At 40.8% G+C, this 17,923-nt stretch carries 14 protein-coding genes and 2 tRNA genes; 10 read left to right on the top strand and 6 right to left on the bottom strand.

Going from position 1 to position 17,923, the window contains the following annotated elements; genetic code table 11:
• Positions 1–179 precede the first annotated feature (179 nt).
• From accA to gpmI, 5 genes are all read right to left on the bottom strand, one after another.
• Positions 180–1,115 carry an acetyl-CoA carboxylase carboxyl transferase subunit alpha gene (gene accA / locus HMPREF1019_RS05810; protein ID WP_009294784.1) on the bottom strand — a complete coding sequence of 312 codons (936 nt, stop codon included), beginning with the start codon at positions 1,113–1,115 and terminating at the stop codon, positions 180–182.
• A 1-nt stretch (position 1,116) separates the two neighbouring features.
• Positions 1,117–2,328, bottom strand: a complete 1,212-nt coding sequence (locus tag HMPREF1019_RS05815; RefSeq protein ID WP_009294785.1) for a beta-ketoacyl-ACP synthase II — start codon at positions 2,326–2,328, stop codon at positions 1,117–1,119.
• Positions 2,329–2,362: 34 nt separating this feature from the next.
• Entirely contained in the window at positions 2,363–2,596 is a 234-nt protein-coding gene (gene acpP / locus HMPREF1019_RS05820; RefSeq protein ID WP_002941395.1) for an acyl carrier protein, read from the bottom strand.
• An 86-nt stretch (positions 2,597–2,682) separates the two neighbouring features.
• Complete coding sequence (gene fabG / locus HMPREF1019_RS09970; RefSeq protein ID WP_009294788.1) at positions 2,683–3,426, bottom strand: 3-oxoacyl-ACP reductase FabG; 744 nt, start codon at positions 3,424–3,426, stop codon at positions 2,683–2,685.
• A gap of 36 nt (positions 3,427–3,462) precedes the next feature.
• Positions 3,463–4,926: a 2,3-bisphosphoglycerate-independent phosphoglycerate mutase gene (gpmI, locus tag HMPREF1019_RS05830; protein WP_002941403.1), complete on the bottom strand. Its 1,464-nt coding sequence runs from the start codon at positions 4,924–4,926 to the stop codon at positions 3,463–3,465.
• A 79-nt stretch (positions 4,927–5,005) separates the two neighbouring features.
• Here gpmI and mraY point away from each other — a divergent pair, with 79 nt between their 5' ends.
• The 6 genes from mraY (at position 5,006) to HMPREF1019_RS05860 (ending at position 14,085) form a co-directional block, all read left to right on the top strand.
• Positions 5,006–6,070, top strand: a complete 1,065-nt coding sequence (gene mraY, locus HMPREF1019_RS05835) for a phospho-N-acetylmuramoyl-pentapeptide-transferase (RefSeq protein ID WP_002941305.1) — start codon at positions 5,006–5,008, stop codon at positions 6,068–6,070.
• Between the two features lie 3 nt (positions 6,071–6,073).
• Entirely contained in the window at positions 6,074–6,589 is a 516-nt protein-coding gene (locus HMPREF1019_RS05840; protein WP_009294791.1) for a hypothetical protein, read from the top strand.
• Positions 6,590–6,593: 4 nt separating this feature from the next.
• Positions 6,594–7,811 carry a UDP-N-acetylmuramoyl-L-alanine--D-glutamate ligase gene (murD, locus tag HMPREF1019_RS05845; RefSeq protein WP_009294793.1) on the top strand — a complete coding sequence of 406 codons (1,218 nt, stop codon included), beginning with the start codon at positions 6,594–6,596 and terminating at the stop codon, positions 7,809–7,811.
• 121 nt (positions 7,812–7,932) lie between these two features.
• Complete coding sequence (locus tag HMPREF1019_RS05850) at positions 7,933–13,761, top strand: hypothetical protein (RefSeq protein WP_009294794.1); 5,829 nt, start codon at positions 7,933–7,935, stop codon at positions 13,759–13,761.
• Positions 13,762–13,887: 126 nt separating this feature from the next.
• Positions 13,888–13,963 (top strand) — tRNA-Phe (locus tag HMPREF1019_RS05855).
• 31 nt (positions 13,964–13,994) lie between these two features.
• A tRNA-Ser gene (locus HMPREF1019_RS05860) sits at positions 13,995–14,085 on the top strand.
• Between the two features lie 157 nt (positions 14,086–14,242).
• On the opposite strand, the gene tupA is transcribed toward HMPREF1019_RS05860, so the two are convergent.
• Positions 14,243–15,061 (bottom strand): tungstate ABC transporter substrate-binding protein TupA, encoded by an 819-nt coding sequence (gene tupA / locus HMPREF1019_RS05865; protein ID WP_002941321.1) that lies wholly within the window; start codon positions 15,059–15,061, stop codon positions 14,243–14,245.
• Between the two features lie 74 nt (positions 15,062–15,135).
• On the opposite strand from tupA, the gene tupB reads away from it, so the two are divergent.
• From tupB to HMPREF1019_RS05885, 4 genes are all read left to right on the top strand, one after another.
• On the top strand, positions 15,136–15,828 hold the full coding sequence (gene tupB / locus HMPREF1019_RS05870; protein ID WP_009294795.1) for a tungstate ABC transporter permease TupB: 693 nt from the start codon (positions 15,136–15,138) through the stop codon (positions 15,826–15,828).
• Positions 15,829–15,837: 9 nt separating this feature from the next.
• Positions 15,838–16,791, top strand: a complete 954-nt coding sequence (tupC, locus tag HMPREF1019_RS05875) for a tungstate ABC transporter ATP-binding protein TupC (protein ID WP_009294796.1) — start codon at positions 15,838–15,840, stop codon at positions 16,789–16,791.
• 245 nt (positions 16,792–17,036) lie between these two features.
• Positions 17,037–17,732 (top strand): TorD/DmsD family molecular chaperone, encoded by a 696-nt coding sequence (locus tag HMPREF1019_RS05880; RefSeq protein ID WP_009294797.1) that lies wholly within the window; start codon positions 17,037–17,039, stop codon positions 17,730–17,732.
• On the top strand, positions 17,722–17,895 hold the full coding sequence (locus tag HMPREF1019_RS05885) for a twin-arginine translocation signal domain-containing protein (protein ID WP_002941238.1): 174 nt from the start codon (positions 17,722–17,724) through the stop codon (positions 17,893–17,895). The genes HMPREF1019_RS05880 and HMPREF1019_RS05885 overlap by 11 nt, the downstream gene beginning before the upstream one ends.
• Positions 17,896–17,923 lie beyond the last annotated feature (28 nt).

Here is a 17,923-nt window from a genome sequence, read left to right on the forward strand (position 1 = left end):
AAGAATTTTAGCTTTAAAGACTTAAAAGTCGCATAGATGAGTTATTGAAATTTAAAAGAATGGGATAAAAATATAAAATTGTTTAATTTTTAAAATTTAAAAAAAGGCACATTAAATTTAGCGTAAAGGAGACCGCAAGCGAATTTACTTAAAACTAAACTCACTTGCGACTATAAATTTTACTCTTCGTATGCCCCGATAGAGAGAATTTTGTCTATTCTTTTTGCGACAAGCTCGTTTATATCAAGCTTCTCAAGCTCGGCTAGCTCTGAGATGAAGTAGTTTGCAAGTGCTTTTGCGGCACCGTCTTTATCTCTATGAGCTCCATTTATTGGCTCGTTTATCACATCATCTATAAGCGATAAATTTTTTAAGTCATCAGCCGTTATCTTCATAGATTTTGTAGCTTGCTCTTGTTTGGTTGGGTCGTTCCAAAGTATCGCTGCACAACCCTCTGGTGAGATGACTGAAAAGACAGAGTTTTTCATCATAGCAAGTCTATCAGCCACACCAATAGCTAAAGCGCCGCCACTTCCGCCTTCGCCGATAACGACAGCTATTATTGGAGTTTTTAAATTTGCAAATTCAAATAAATTTCTAGCTATGGCCTCGCTTTGACCTCGCTCTTCAGCGCCAACACCAGGATATGCGCCCGGAGTGTCTATCAAAAATAAGATAGGTAGATTAAATTTCTCAGCCAATTTTGCTACGCGTAAAGCCTTTCGGTAACCCTCTGGATGAGGCATACCAAAATTCCTTTTTAGTTTATTTTTAGTGCCACGACCTTTTTGCTCACCTATAACGACAGCCTTTTTGCCTCCGATATAACCGATGTAGCAAACTATTGCTGGATCGTCGCGAAATGCCCTGTCGCCATGGATCTCATAGCCATCAACTAAAAATGAATTTATATAATCAATAGCGTATGGCCTATCTGGGTGACGAGCAAGTTGTAAACGTTGGTATTCGTTTAAATTTTTATATACTTTTGATATCTCTTTAGATAGGTTCTTATTTAAAATTTCAACAGCATGTTCATCGCCTCTGATCTTAGCATTTGCTATATCTTCATCAATCTGCTTTATGCTCTTTTCAAAATCTAAATAATTTGACATCTTAATCCAACTTTTTAAATATCACGACGCCGTTTGTTCCGCCAAAGCCAAATGAGTTGCTCATAACAGCTTTTATATCAGCTTTTCTAGCTTTATTTGGAACGTAGTCTAGATCACACTCTGGATCTGGCGTTTCGTAGTTTATCGTTGGAGGGATGATGCCATCTCTCATTGCCATTATAGATATGACAGCCTCGATCGCACCAGCACCGCCCAAGCAGTGTCCAGTCTGACCTTTGGTTGAACTAACTGGTGGGCACTTATCACCAAAAACAGCCTTTAAGGCAGCTGTCTCATTTTTATCATTTACTGGCGTTGAAGTACCATGCGCATTGACATAGTCTATCTTTACGCCTTTTGCCATATCAAGTGCTTGTTTCATCGCACTTAATGGCCCCTCAAGTGTTGGTGATGTGATGTGGTGCGCGTCTCCGCTCTCGCCAAATCCAACTACTTCAGCGTAAATTTTAGCACCTCTTGCAACAGCTGACTCATACTCTTCAAGCACAAGTGCGCCAGCGCCTTCGCCCATGACAAAGCCATCGCGGTTTGCATCAAATGGCCTTGATGCCTTACTTGGCTCATCGTTTCTTGTTGATAGCGCTTTCATCGCTGCAAAACCACCTATGCCAACGCCACAGATAGTTGATTCGGCACCGATAACTAGCATATTTGTTGCTTGACCGATCATTATGCATTTTGCAGCTTGTGATATCGCATGAGTGCTTGCTGCACAAGCTGTTACGCTTGATAAATTTGGACCTTTTAGTCCGTGATTTATTGAAACTATGCCACCTAGCATATTTACAAGTGCAGATGGGATGAAAAATGGCGAAATTCTCTTTACGCCTTTTTCAAAATATGTGATTGAGTTTTTCTCAATGTTTGGCAAACCGCCTATACCAGCTGCTGAACTAACGCCAAATTTATGAGCATCAAACTCCTTAAAATTTGCATCAGCCATAGCTTCGTTAGATGCTTTTATGCCAAGCTGTATGAAACGATCTACTTTTTTCACCTCTTTGCCGTCTAAAATGCTATTTGGATCAAAATCAGTTATCTCGGCAGCAATTTTAACAGGGAATTCGCTTACATCAAAGCTCGTGATCTCTTTCACACCTGTTTTACCCTCGCAAATAGCCTTAAAAGAGCTCTCTTTATCAAGACCAAGTGCGTTTATCATGCCAATACCAGTTACAACGACTCGTTTCAATACATCTCCTTAAATCAAACTATGCAAATTTAAATTATTTGCCTAGTTTTTCTATATAATTTACAACGTCTTGAATGCTTACTAATTTCTCTGCTTCGCTATCAGGAATTTCTACTTCAAATTTCTCTTCTAAAGCCATAACTAGCTCTACAACGTCAAGTGAATCAGCGCCTAAATCTTCGATGATTTTAGACTCTAGTTTTACTGCTTGTGGATCTACGCTTAGTTGCTCTACAACTACGTCTCTTACGTCTTCAAATACTGCCATTTAAGGTCTCCTTATAAAAAATGTCTGTTATCTTATAATATTTACGCTTTTATTTATTTTAAATTTCAAAACTTGTTGAAATTTCATTACATATAAAGTCCGCCATTTATTTTTAGCGTCTCGCCAGTCACGTAGCTCGCGTGATCACTTAGTAAAAATGCCACAGCCTCGGCCACCTCACTAGCGCTGCCAAAGCGTTTTAGCGGGATGTTGTCGCTATAAGTTTTTTTCACCTCGTCACTTAGCCCATGTGTCATATCAGTCTCGATAAAGCCTGGAGTTACACTGTTAAAGCGGATATTTCTGCTTGCGCCCTCTTTTGCAAAGCTCTTACTCATGGCGATTAGTCCGCCCTTGCTAGCTGAATAATTCACCTGCCCTGCATTTCCCATCTCGCCAACGATAGATGCGACATTTACGACCGCTCCAAAGCGCTTTTTACTCATCACTTTCAAAGCCTCTCTACATCCTATGAAAGCTGAAGTTAAATTTGCATTTATCACATCTGTAAATTCGCTAGTTTTCATGCGAAGCGCTAGCTTGTCGTTTGTGATGCCAGCGTTATTTACAAGGTAGCTTAGCTCGCCGTCGCTATCAACTATCAAATTTATACCTTTTATAAACTCATCTTCGTCTGTTGCATCAAATTTTATCACCGCAGCCTTGCCACCATTTTGCTCGATCTCAGCCTGCAAAGCGTCTGCTACTTCAGGCTTTGAGCGGTAGTTTATCCACACTTTTAAGCCCATATTTGCAAGCGTCTTTGCGATCTGTGCGCCGATACCTCTGCTTGCACCTGTTATTAGCACGTTTTTTCCGCTAAATTTCATAGTTTCTCCTTATAAATTTTGCTTATATTATCAAATTTAAAATAACGCCTCGTCCATCTCAGCTGGGATCTCAAGCCCCATGAGCTTTAAAACGCTAGGCGCGATGTTGTTTAGGCCGCCATTTTTTAGCTCTTTAACTCCCTCAGCCATCACAAAGCAAAAGACGTCATAGGTCGTGTGGTTTGTCAGTAGCTCGCCGCTGCTATCACGCATCTCTTCGCAGTTTCCGTGATCGCTCGTGATGATCATAGCGTAGTTTTTCTCTTTTGCCTTGGCATAAATTTCTCCAAGAGCCGCATCCACCGCCTCAACCGCCTTTATAGCGGCCTCGTAGTTACCAGTGTGCCCCACCATATCGCCATTTGCGAAATTTACAACGATGAAGTCTTGCTCGTCATCCATGCCCTTTAGCACGGCTTTGCAAACCTCAGTAGCGCTCATCTCTGGCTTTTCGTCGTAGGTTTTTACTTTTGGACTAGGGATAAGCACCCTAGTTTCGTTGCTAGCTAGCTCCTCGACGCCGCCATTAAAGAAAAATGTGACATGTGCGTATTTTTCAGTCTCAGCCGTGTGAAGCTGCCTTAGACCAGCAGCCGCTATGACCTCGCTTAGGGTGTTTTTTATTTTTTCATTTTTAAATAGAACTTCAAATTTAAAATTTGCGTCGTATTCGGTCATGGTGATTAGATTTTTAATGACAAAAGGTCGCTCAAACTCGCTAAATTTCTCTTCACCTAGAGCCTGGCAAATCTCTCTTGCCCTATCATTTCTAAAATTTATAAAGATCACGCCGTCATCTTCGCCCATGCCACTAAAGCCATTAAAGCTTGCTGGCTTTACAAACTCGTCTGTCACGCCCTCATCGTAGCTTTTTTGTAGATACTCGCTTGGCGTTAAGCTGCTTAAATTTGCTCCCTTTACCAAGCTATCATAGGCCTCTTTTACGCGCTCCCAGCGTTTATCTCTATCCATCGCGTAAAATCTCCCGCAAACCGTCGCTACCTTAAATTTAGCCTCTAAGCTTTTTATGAAATTTAGACCGCTATTTGGGCTAACGTCGCGTCCATCGGTGATAGCGTGGGCAAAAACTTCGCAGCCACTTTTGTTAGCAAGCTCGCACATACCATCAAAATGCTCCATGTGAGAGTGCACGCCGCCGTCGCTATAAAGCCCTATGACGTGGATCTTTTTGCACTTTTTAAAAAGAGCCTTTAGCGCTTCATTTTCTGCTACTGAGCCATCATTAAAGCCTCGTGAAATTTTGACCAAATTTTGATACAAAACTCGCCCGCTTCCTATGCACATGTGCCCTACTTCGCTGTTTCCCATCTGCCCTTCAGGTAGCCCCACAGCGTTTCCAGAGGTTTTTATGAGTGAGTTTGGAATTTCTTTAAAAAATTTATCGTAGTTTGGCTTTTTGGCCGCCTCAAATGCGTTAAATTTGCCATTTTTATTTGATCCAATGCCATCAGTTATTATAAGTATAGTTTTTTGAGCCATTTTTAAATTTTATCCTTAAATTTAGATAATTTTTAAGGCCATTATACTAAAATTGCTTTTTTTTAAAATAAAGGCCCCTATGTTTTACTATATCTATGAAATTTTAAATTTTAATATCTTTCAGTATATCACCGTTCGCGCTGGCATCGCGTTTTTCATAGCATTTATCTTGACAGCTTATCTGATGCCTAAATTTATCGCTTGGGCAAAGGCAAAAAACGCCGCTCAGCCTATCTACGAGCTTGCCCCGCAAACTCACCAAAAAAAGGCTAAAACGCCGACCATGGGCGGACTTGTCTTTGTCTTTACAGCCGTGATCGCCACGATCATCTGTGCTAGGCTTGATAACGCCTTTGTGCTAGCCTCGCTCTTTTGCCTAGTTTGCTTTACTCTGCTTGGCTACAAGGATGATTACAGCAAAATTTTAGGTGCGAAAAACCACGCCGGCCTAAGCCCAAAGGCAAAGCTCTTTTTTCAGTTTCTCATCGCCTTTTTACTCGCAGCATTTCTCTACTTTAGCAAAGAGCTAAACACCGAGTTTTACCTGCCGTTTTATAAGCAGCCGATCTTTGACATGAAAATTTTTGCCATTTTCTTTTGGACGCTAGTCATCGTCGCAGCCTCAAATGCAGTAAATTTAACAGACGGACTTGACGGACTTGCCGCCGTGCCATCGATATTTTCACTTCTAACTCTTGGCGTTTTTGCCTACATCTGTGGCCACGCTGTCTTTAGCTCGTACCTACTTTTACCAAAGATCGCAGGCGTTGGCGAGAGCGTCGTCGTAGCCTCTGCGCTAATTGGCTCGCTCATGGGCTTTTTGTGGTTTAACTGCCACCCGGCCGAGGTCTTTATGGGCGATAGCGGCAGCCTAAGCGTTGGCGCATATATCGGCTTTATGGGCGTTGCGACCAAAAATGAAATTTTACTCATTATCATCGGCCTCATCTTTGTCGTTGAGACCCTAAGCGTCATCTTGCAGGTGGGCAGCTTTAAAATTTTTAAACGCAGAATTTTCTTAATGGCGCCTATACATCACCATTTTGAAATAAAGGGCTGGGCGGAAAATAAGATCATCGTGCGCTTTTGGATCATCGCGCTTTTAGCAAATTTGATCGCACTGACCGCGCTAAAGATCAGGTAGATCATGCGAGCGCAGATAGAGCCTGACTTTGAGAGTGCTAGAAAAAAATATGATGAAATTTTGGAGCAAATTTTAGCCTACACCGACTATTGCGACGAATTTGGCGATGAAGACGGCGAAGAGTACCGCAAGGTAGAGCAGCGTCTAGCCAAGATAAGCGGCAAAGATATGAGTAAATTTAGCCTGCACGAGTGGTGGGAGGCCGAGGGCGCTGAAAATCTCGCCTTTGACATCGCTTTGCCAGAGCCAAAAGTGGTGCCTGATATAACAAAAGACGAGCTTAGCGAGATCGTAGAGCGTATGTTGGCGCCTGTGCCTGAATTTGATGATGATTTTTTAGAGGCATTTTACGTAAGAGTGACATTTGCTTGCAAGGGTGCATATTTCGCAGAGTTTTTGAAGCTAAATTTTGCCAAAACCTTTAGCTTTGAACTCTTTGATCGCCGCAAGATAGAGGGCGTGATGCGTGAGCTTAGCGCTAACGAGATAGTAGAAATTTTATGGGGCAAAAGAGGATAAAAGCATGAGAAAATCACTATTTGGCTATGGTGGCACGACAAAGGCTATCGCTAAAAACTTCGTAAATGACGGACTTTGGGACATCTACGATGATAAATTTAGTGAAGCTTCAAAGGACGAGTTTGGTAATGCTCTTTTGCCAGTTGGCGAATTTGACCCAGCAAAAAGTGGCCTAGAGATACCAAGCCCAGGCATCCCGCCTCACCACGAGCTTGTCAAAAAAGCTAAAAATTTGATCAGCGAATATGACTATTTTTATGAAATTTACAAGGCGCATCTGCCATTTAACGTCTGGATAAGCGGCACAAACGGCAAGACGACGACTACAAAGATGATGCAGCACCTGCTAGAGAGCAAAGGCTCAGTTATGGGAGGCAACGTCGGCATCGCGCTAGCAAATTTAGACCCGCACGCTAAAATTTGGATACTTGAGACTAGCTCATTTACCCTGCACTACACAAACCGCGCAACGCCTGGCATCTACGTGCTTTTGCCGATCACTCCAGATCATCTAAGCTGGCATGGCAACATGAGCGAGTACGAAAAGGCAAAGCTTAAGCCGCTTGCTAGCATGAGTGAAACAAGCGTAGCTATCGTGCCTGAAATTTACGCTAAAACGCCCACAAAGGCCAAAGTGATCGCCTATAAAGATGAGAGCGACTTGGCTAAATTTTGTGGTGTAAATTTGGGCGATATAGCCTTTAAAACGCCGTTTTTACTTGATGCACTGCTAGCACTTGCAGTTGAGAAAATTTTATTTGACCGCTGCGATGTTGGGCTTTTAAACACCTTTGTTATCGAGGCAAACAAGCTAGAAGAATTTACTGATAAGATGGGTCGAACCTGGGTAAATGACACAAAGGCGACCAACATAGATGCGAGCATTCAAGCTGTGAAACGCTATAAAGATCACTTCATGCACCTTATCTTAGGCGGCGACGACAAGGGCGTTAGCATGGATGAGCTATTTGAAAATTTAAAGGGCCTTAAAGTCAAAATTTACGCTATCGGCTCAAACAGCGACAAACTTATGAATTTAGCTGCTAAATTTAACGTGCCTGCCCTAAAATGCGACTTTTTACAAAACGCTGTAAATGAGATAAGCAAAGAGCTAAAAAAAGGCGAGATAGCGCTTCTAAGCCCAGCAGCTGCGAGCCTTGATCAGTTTAAGAGCTACGCCGAACGAGGAGATAAATTTAAAGAGTTTATAAGGGCTCTTTAACAGCTTTTACAAAATCTCTCTTGTTATTTTTTTAGTTTAGATAAAAATTTATTTTTTCTTATATAAAAATTTAGTAAATTCTTCCGATATTACAATACACACATTTTACAGGGATGAAGAAATGCCAAATTTTGACGCCATAAGGATCGGCGTTATCAAAAAGATCAAGGGTGAAGCCATCGCCATAAGCAGAGACGGCACTATGAGGGTGCTGCGCAAAGGCGATGAAATTTACCTTGGTGACGATATAAAAACGAGCGAAAACTCGAACCTTACCATTGTTTTTGATGACGGCGAAAAGGCTTATGTCGGCTTTAGCTCGGTATTTCACACTATAAATGTCTTTGCTGAGCATAAGGGCGAGCTAGTCATCCCAAAAAATGCAAACATCCTTGAAAATCACAAAGAACACGCAAATGACGATGATCAAATCTCCCATCAAGAGCTATCTTCTCACGGCTCATCATCGCACAACTTCGCCTCAGCAAGCAGTGGCGGCATCAAATTTGAACTAGGTGGTCACTACTCAAATATCTACGACTTCTACACTGGTTTGCGCGCTCTTGAAGCTAGGCATGACGAGGTCAAATGGCCAGTTGGTGGGACTATAAAAGGGGCATTTTATAGTGCTAAAAGCACTATAAACTCACAACCAGAGCCAAACATCGTGCTAAATTTTAACCTCACAAGCGATACTGGCGAGAAAAAGGGCTTTTTAGGAGGAGCGCAGCTAAACTCACTACCAAAGACTCCTGATGGCAAGAAAATCATCACAAGCATAGGCGTTGATATCCCAGACGTTGCTAAAAATGGCGACATCATCACGATAAAGACAAACATGAAAGGTGGTGGCAAAACTAGCAACTACAAAGTGAATACGATAACAAACGAGCTAATCCCAGTTGATAGCACCGGCATGCCCACTGGAGCGCCTCCTATACCTATCGTAAATGGCAAAGCAGAGATCACTGGGGTTGAAATTTTAAACCATGGCAAAACGACCGTGACAAGCTCATACACCACTGGAGGCAGAACATTTACAGCGCCGCCAACTGCCTATGAGCTAAACGACACGCCAGCCATCTCAAAAGTGACAGCCACGCTTGATCTTGATAAAAATGGCGACGGCGTGATAGACGCGACCGAGCTAGGATATGGCAGCGGCACGCAAACTAGCGGTATGAAATTTGTAGTGCCTGACGAGCTTAGCACTGGAGATAAGATCACGTTTAAGCTAAATGAACCGGGCAAACCACCAGTTGAGAAGAAATTTACGCTAGATAAAGAAAATGGCACAGCCACTGACGAGGACGGCAACACCTATACATTTACGACCGATGAAAATGGCGCAGTTAGCTTTAGCGTGCCAAACATCGCAAACATCACAGCAGGAAGCAGCATAGAAACTGGCGTAGTCGATAAATTTGGCAACATCTCAGCCACTCACACTACGCCAAGCAGCAGTGTAAGTGACACTGTAAAAGTGACGCTAACAGCTGATAAAAACGGCGATGGGCTGATAAGTAGCGACGAGATAGGGGATGGCACTTCAAAGGTTGAGATAAATTTACCTCGCACTATAAAACCAAAAGAGAGCGTCACTATAAACATAGGTGGCTCGCCAAAAGAATTTGTCGTAAGCGACGATGGCACAAGCGTCTATGATAAAAATAACCCAAGCATAGTAGTGCCGATAGTTAATGGTAAATTTGAAGTACCAGGCGTAAGCGTACCAGTAACACCTGGCTCAAGTGTATCTATAAGCACAACGGTTAATGACGAGCATGGCACGCCAAAACCAAATGGCACAAGCAACCAAACCACCCCAAGCGTCGTAGTAGCTCCACCTGTAAAATCAGCCAAGATAAGCTTTGATAGCGACCTAGGGCATAACAATAGAACTCCAGATGGCAAGATAGATACCTCAGAAAACAGATACAATGACGGCGACCCAACAAAAACTGAGGCGTCTATAAAGATCCCAAGCGTGATAAAAGAAGGCGATAAGATAGCCATCGATGTCACCAACCCAGACGGCAGTAAAACGCACAAAATTTACACATACACTAATGGCAAGATAATCGCCCCTGATCACAATGAAGTGCCACTAAATGATGGTAAATTTAAGATCACAGTGCCAATAGAACATGGCAAAACCACAAGTATAACGACGACCATGATGGACAAGGCTGGCAACAAAGGCGAGAGCGATACAAATGAGATAAAATTTAGCGACAGTCCAGTGGCTAAATTTGTCAAAGACGCTGACGGAGACGGGCTCATAGATGACACCACTGGAGCCATAACGACCTCTGATGTAAAGGTCTATCTCCCAAGTAGCGCAGTGCCAAAAGACGAGTTAAAGATAAGCATCCTAAACCCACTTACTAACAAACAATCAACCGTGAGCTACATCCTAGACGATGATGGCGTGCATATGATAAACAAAAAAGATCCAAGTGATATCAAAGTGATAAGTGACGGCGCTATCACCATACCAGATGTGACGGTAAGCAGCAAGCGCCCGACCTTAGTCGATGCGACCCTTATAAAAGATGACGGGAGTGCGATCTCTGGCACTTCAAGTGGCAGGCTATTTGCCTTTGGCGTGCTGGACTACATAGACGACGTAAAGCTTGTTACAAAGATAGATAATGCCGATATCCACTCCGCAAAATACCTAAACGAAGAGGACTATGAGCATATCATCTCGACAAGCCAGTATGAGTCAAATTCGACCCAAAAGATAAACTACAACATCGCTCTTACAAATGACGAACAGCCATACATTAAATTTGGTATAAACAAGCCTGATACCACAAGTGACGGCAAAGGCTACGTGCTAATCGAGATAAAAGATGAAAATGGAAATATAAGTGATAGCTTTATAGCTAAGATCGAAAACAACACCGTCATAGCAGACTTTGAAAAGGTTGGCAAAAAGCTAGATAGAACTCACCACATCATAGACGCCACCTACGTGGGAACTGACGGCGTGCCTCAAAGAGATGATAACCTAACTATCACAGTCGATCTTGACTCAAAGCCTGACAAGCTAATAGAATCTGACTTTGATAATATAAAAAACAGCTCTGGCAACTACGCTATAAATTTTAGCGGTAAAGGCGAAGCTGCAAACAATCCACACGATGAAAAATCAAAAGATGTAGAGGTCATAGACGCTGAGACATCTGAGAAGACGACACTGACACTTGATAGAAATTTAAGCTACTCTGGAAGCTTTAACGTGGCGCAAAACACTGGCAGCAAAAACTACATAGTAGAAAGACTAGATGATGCGGGAAATTTAGCCGTTCAAACCGTGACTATGGTGGCAAACAAAGGCCTTGATGTTGATATGTGGTTTTATGATTGTACAAATAAAGAATTTTGGAGTAAATACAGCCCTGTAATCTACAAACCATCGGCACCACCTTATCACTACAATGACACTTTGCCAACACCAACAACTGCTGGCTTATACCATGTAGCAAATCACTATACACAGTGGATGGAGTGGGCTGGTGTTAGTGCAACTACTACATTTAGTCAAGTTACTTTTAGATCAGGTCGAGATTATAATAGATCTTGGACTAGACCACACTCAGGTGAGCTAAATACAAATGATATGGCAAGGGTTGGGCATTCTCCAAATGCAAGCAAAACAGATACATATGGGCTAGATCCCTATACGGTAGATACAGAAAATTATCCAGCAGATTATTCGAAAAAAGATGCCTCTGGGAAATACAGAGAAGATTATTTAGAAAATTTTAAAGGAAACTATACATTACTGGAAGCTGAGACAGTAGGAACAGACCTTATCATGCATATGAGTGGCTGGATATATGTAAGCGAAACAGCCAACTACTTATTAAAAATGCAATACTATCAAGACCTAGCAAGCCTTAAAATATCAAATCATGAAATGCAAGGCGCTTGGTGGTCTGGTGATTATGGCAAACATAAGACAGAAGCTAGTTTTCACCTTGAAAAAGGCTTTCATAAAATAAATATTGACTACATTGATCAAAGAACAGATCTAAATTTTGATATTGCGATTAAAAAAGATAGCACTTATAAAATAATAGGCTCACAAGGAAGCGGCACGCATCTTTTTAGTGATAGCTATGTGAAAGCTTTAGAAGATAAAGGATATGTCAGTAGTGCTGATGCAAATGGCTATAGAAAAGCACTAAATGGCTATGGCAACGATCCAGATGATTTTAACAAAGTAATACATCTAAAACACAACACAGATGCTCTTGAAGGTAGCAACCTAAACGATGTCTTTATCTATAACGGCAAGAGCATAGATGCAAAAGGTGGCGTAGATAAGCTGATATTTGTTGAAGATATAGACCTTAGTGAAGTAAATAATCTAAAAGATAAACTAAAAAGTTTTGAACGCCTGCAACTAGGCACAGAGAGCCAAAACGTTTCAATCGCGCTAAATGCAAAGAGCGTTCTTGACATCATAGACTCAAAAACGACAAAGATAACAGAGGGCGAATACTCAACCTTAAGAACTATACCTGGAACAGAGAGTGTAAATACAGTTTTAAAGATAGCAGGCAAAGATGGCGATATAGTAAAACTTATAAATTCTGGAGTTAATAAATTTGAATTAGCAACAAAAGAAGAGGTAACTTTACTAAACTGGAAGCATAGCAAAGCTATAGGGGATAGCTATAACAAAGTAGAAGTGGATACAAATGGACATGCAGTAAATCACGTCTATAAAGGTACATACGTAAAAGATGGCGAGTTAAAGACATTTTTTATTGAGATAGACAAAAATGTCAAGACCATAGCACAAGAGCGCAACTACGACGACACCTTTACATATAATGCCACCAACGCTATAGATGCAAAAGATGGAGTAGATACGCTCATCTTTACAGCAAATACCGACCTTAGTAACATAGACGTAAAAGATAAGCTAAAAAGCTTTGAGAGGGTGCAACTAGGTAAGGATAATGAAGCGGTTGCCCTCACTCTAAATTCAAAAAACATACTTGACATCATGGGCTCAAAAGAGACCGCCACGACCATCGAAACAAGCGGCACGAAAAAAGAGATACAAGGCACAAAAAGCATAAATACAGTCTTAAAAATAACGGGCGACGAAAACGACGAGGTAAAACTCATAGGAAGCTTCTCAAAAGCAACTGATGAGGAAGTGACGATGCTAAACTGGAAGCACAGTCAAGTCGCGGGCGATGAATTTAATAAAGTCGAAGTCACAGATAATAGCGGTAGCAAAACCTACCCTAACCACAGCAATGTAACTTACAATGCAAGTGCAAATGCAACGATACACGGCATGGATCACGCGGTAAATCAAGTCTATAAAGGCACATATACCGATGGAGCTAACACGAGGACATTTTTCGTTGAGATAGATAAAGGCGTTAAATTTACACGCGAGGGGGATGACAAAGATAATAAATTTATCTATGACGGTGACCAAATAGACGCAAAAGGTGGCGTAGATACGCTCATCTTTACTGAAAATATCGATCTTAGCAGAGTGGCTGACCTAAATGATAAACTAAAAAGCTTTGAAACTTTACAGCTTGGTAACAAGAGCACTCAGGCGGTCTCCATAGGGCTAGACGCCAAAAGCGTGCTTGATATCATAGACTCACAAGTAACAGATGGAGGGCTAAAAAGTGTAAATACCGTGCTAAAGATCAAAGGCGATAATAATGACAAAGTGGCACTAGAAGGCAAAGACACTATCTTTACACAAGCAACAGATGGCGAAGTAGCAGCACTAAATTTAAAACATAGCGCTTTAGGCGATACACACAACCAAGTAGCAGTTGATGGTAGCGGTCACGCTGTAAATCAAGTCTATAAAGGCGTATATGGTAGCGGAGCTGGCGCACAAACATTTTTTATCGAGATAGATAAAGATGTAAGTGTAGTAAATTTGGTGCATTAAATTTAACTCTATCAGGCTAAAATTTATAGTTTTATATTTAAATTCCTTAAAAATAAAAGCTTCTTGTAGATTTTTAAACTTAGTTTAAATATTTAAAATGTATAATCCAATTTCTTTTATCAAGGTGGTTGGATAGCTCAGTCGGTAGAGCAGCAGACTGAAAATCTGCGTGTCGGCAGTTCGATTCTGCCTCTAACCACCATTTCTTTTTCATAAACTTTTTTCATGGGCACGGACAGATGGGTGAGCGGCTGAAACCACACCCCTGCTAAGGGTGCAGCTCTTAATCGGGGCTCGAGGGTTCAAATCCCTCTCTGTCCGCCACCAATACAATGTTTTTCTTTCCAACCCTCCCCCATAAATTTCAGTGTTTTGGCTATATTTCTTATTTTGAATTTGGTTTTTTAGCTTAAGTGATTAAAAATAAATTTAAAAAAATATGAAAATTTATAAAAAGATGGGCGATTGCTCGCCCTTTGAATTAGTTCTTGCGTGTATTTGCGTCTGGAGTGAAAAGTGGCTTATCAAGAAGCTTGAAGTCACCTATAAATTTCTGACCCTCTTCGCTTGTCGCCCATTTTATAAATTTCTCTGCATTCTCGATGTCAGTTTTAGGGCAGTGTTTTGGATTTACTGCGATTAGAGAGTAGAAGTTTTTAAGGTCGTTGTCGCCCTCGTTGATGATGACCATCTCAGGATGACCTTTTTGATTTGCTTCATATTTAATGTAAGTACCGCGATCAGTAAATGTAACACCTTTTTGCTCAGCAGCAGCATTTATCGTAGCTAGCATGCCTTGACCTGTTTGCATATACCAGCTATCTTTTTCAGGGACTTCGCCAGCGATCTTTTTCCAGATGCCTTTTTCTTTATTATCTGTGCCTGATTTGTCGCCACGTGAGAAGAATTTGATACCATCTTTTTTGATAAGCTCAAAGCTTTGTTTGATATCTTTACCTTTAAATTTATCAGCGATTGATTTATCAGCGATAACGACGAAATCGTTGTACATTACGGCATTTCTCTTTAAGCCAAAACCTTTTTCTACAAATTCTTTCTCAACTTTTGGTGAGTGAACGAAAAGTATGTCAGCGTTGCAGTCTTCGCCAAGCTTTAGAGCTGCGCCTGTACCAACAGCTGTCCATTTTATATCAACACCTGTTTTTGCCTTATAAGCTGGATAGATCGCATCAAGCAAGCCAGTGTTATCTGTACTTGTTGTAGTCGCCATGATTAGTTCATTGTCAGCGCCAAACGCCAAAACTGCGGCTGCTAGTGAGCCTAAAATAATCTTTTTCATTTTTCTCCTTTAAAAAAATTGTGATATTATAGCACATTTAAAATAATCTTAAGAAATATGCTAGGAAAGAATAATTGGATTTTTTACTTAATGGCTTTACAGAAGCCTTTAATCTACTTTTAAACGGCAACCTTGAAACATATTCAGCTATCAAGGCTACTCTTTACACATCAAGCGTGTCGATACTTTTTGCTGTTGTTGTGGGTTTTCCACTTGGTTTCATGCTTGGCTTTTATGACTTTAGGGGCCGAAAAATTTTACGCCTTCTAAGTGACACGGCTCTTGCTATGCCAACAGTTGCGATCGGTCTTATCTTATACGCATTTATCACTAGAAACGGCCCGCTTGGCAGCTTAAATTTACTCTTTACGCTAAAAGCGGTCATGCTAGGTCAGTTTGTGCTCGCCCTTCCTATCATTATCTCGCTTACTGCAAGCGTGGTTGAAAATATGGATAGAAAACACTATCTAACTATCCTAAATTTACGCCTTGCACCAGCAAGGCTAGTTTGCTGTGTGCTTTACGAGCTGCGCTACGCACTCATGGTAGTCATCGCCACCGCATACGGCAGGATCGTGGCTGAAGTGGGCGTTGCGATGATGATAGGTGGCAACATCAAGTACTTTACTAGAACGATCACCACGGCCGTTTCGCTTGAGACGAACAAGGGCGAATTTGCCATGGGTATAGCGCTTGCTATGGTTTTGATATTTATCGCATTTTTAGTAAATTTAGCGATCTTTGCGCTCAAAAAACTAGACAAATAGGAGCAAATTTTGATAAAGATAAGAAATTTACACCTAAGCTACGGCAAAAGCGAGATCCTAAATATCCCAAGCCTTGATATAAATACCAAAAAAATAACCGCTCTAATGGGTAGTAATGGCAGTGGAAAAAGCACGCTAATAAGAGTGCTCTCACGCCTGCAAAGCCCAGATAGCGGCGAAATTTCACTTTGGGGAGAAAATAGACCAAGCCTTGAAATGCTGCGTAAAATTTGCGTTTTACTGCCTGAGCCTGCCCTTTTAAAAAGAAGCGTTAGAGAAAATTTCAAAGTCATCTTAAAAAGTAGAAATTTACTAAGCGAATTTGAGGAGCGAACCAGCGAAGCACTCGCTCTTGTGGGACTTGATGAGAAATTTTTAGACAAGCGCCACTTTGAGCTAAGCTCTGGTCAGACGCAGCGCATCGCATTTGCACTTGCACTTTCTTTAAGGGTGCCATTTTATCTGCTTGATGAGCCGACAAATAGCGTTGATATCGCCACTTCAAAGCTCTTTAGCAAGGCTATAAATTTGATGCACGAGAGATATGGCTGCGGCTTTGTCATCGCAAGTCACGACGAGAAGTGGCTTAGCATGCTAGCAAATGAGTGCGTGTTTTTGCACAAAGGCAGGGTCTGCGAGTTTGAATACAAAAACATCTTCGAGATAGAAGGTGGCGTGCTAAGCTTTGGTGGTGACGTGCGGCTAAATTTAGCTTCAAATTTTAAAGGTAAAAGCAAGATAACGATCAACCCAAGCAAGATAAAAATTTCTAAAACAGGTGGAGAGGGTCAAATTTCAGGGATTTTGCACTCAGCTTCGCTTTATATGGGCGATGAAAAGCTTTTGAAGGTCAAAGTTGGCGACTTTTTGATCAAAATTTTTAGCCACGATGATGAAATTTTAAAGATTGGCGAGAGGGTATTTTTAGAATTTGAAGATGGCTCGATGCTAGCTTTAGAGTAAAATTTACTCCCACTCTTTAAATTTAGCCCAAAAATAAAAATGGATATCAAAAAATAGCTAAATTTTAATAATCCTGCTAAAAAATCATATCTTATATAACTCCCTAAAAATGGCGTTTTTAAATATGCAATTAAGGCATATTTAAGCTTTTTTTAACTTTTCTAATTTATTTTATTTTAAGCCACATTAATAAGGCAATTAATTGTATAGTTTCAGTGTCGTTAAAAAACTATTTAAGGAAAAAGGTGAGCACAAAAGAGGAATTTGCAGCTGGCAGAAAACTTTACTACGCTACTTTCTCTAAATTCTTCGTATTTAGTGAAGATGAAAAGAGATTTGATGGCCTTAGTAAAATGCTTGATCTCATAGAAGAATACAGCCTAAATGATGAAGTATCGCGAGCTGTTGCAAATATAAAAAGTAAATTTAATGAAAAAAATCCAGAGAATTTGATCACCGAATTTGATGACATTTTTCACACTCCGCCAAGTCCGCTTCGAAACTCGCTCTCTTTTTACGATGAGGGTTATGAAGTGGGTCATGCTTGCGCTGATGTGCGTAAAATTTTGGCTAAGACAAACATCAGAAGAGATGAGAGTAAATTTAAAGAGAATGAAGATAATGTGGGCTTTGTCTTTACACTTATGAACGAGTTTATCGGTAAATTTGACGAGTGCGAAGAGGAGCTTTTTAAAAATATTATAAATCCAAACATTGATGAGTTTATAGAAAATTTATATGAGCATAAAAATAGTGAAATTTACAAGGATGTGGCCGTTTTGCTAAACGAATTTATAGCTTTTGAGCGCATAGCACTAAACTCACCAAAACCAGTCAAGATAGACCACAAAAAGAGCGATGGTCTTTCAAGATCTGAAAGCATAAGAAGAGAAAAAAATAGGATAAGAAAACTAAGAACGGAGGGTACATATGCAAAATAGACGCGAATTTCTAAAAAAAGTCGGTCTAGTTGGCGCTGTGGCAGCAAGTGGTGCGGTAGCAGCAAATGCTAATGAAAATTTAAAATCAGGAAAGAGTAAAAAGACCGAGGTGCTTTACAAAAGAAGCAAAAACTGGGAACTTTACTACAAACAAGCAAAATAAAATTTGATAGAAATTTAAGAAAGGATGA

It is taken from the genome of Campylobacter sp. 10_1_50, from assembly GCF_000238755.1.
Lineage (GTDB): Bacteria > Campylobacterota > Campylobacteria > Campylobacterales > Campylobacteraceae > Campylobacter_A > Campylobacter_A concisus_R.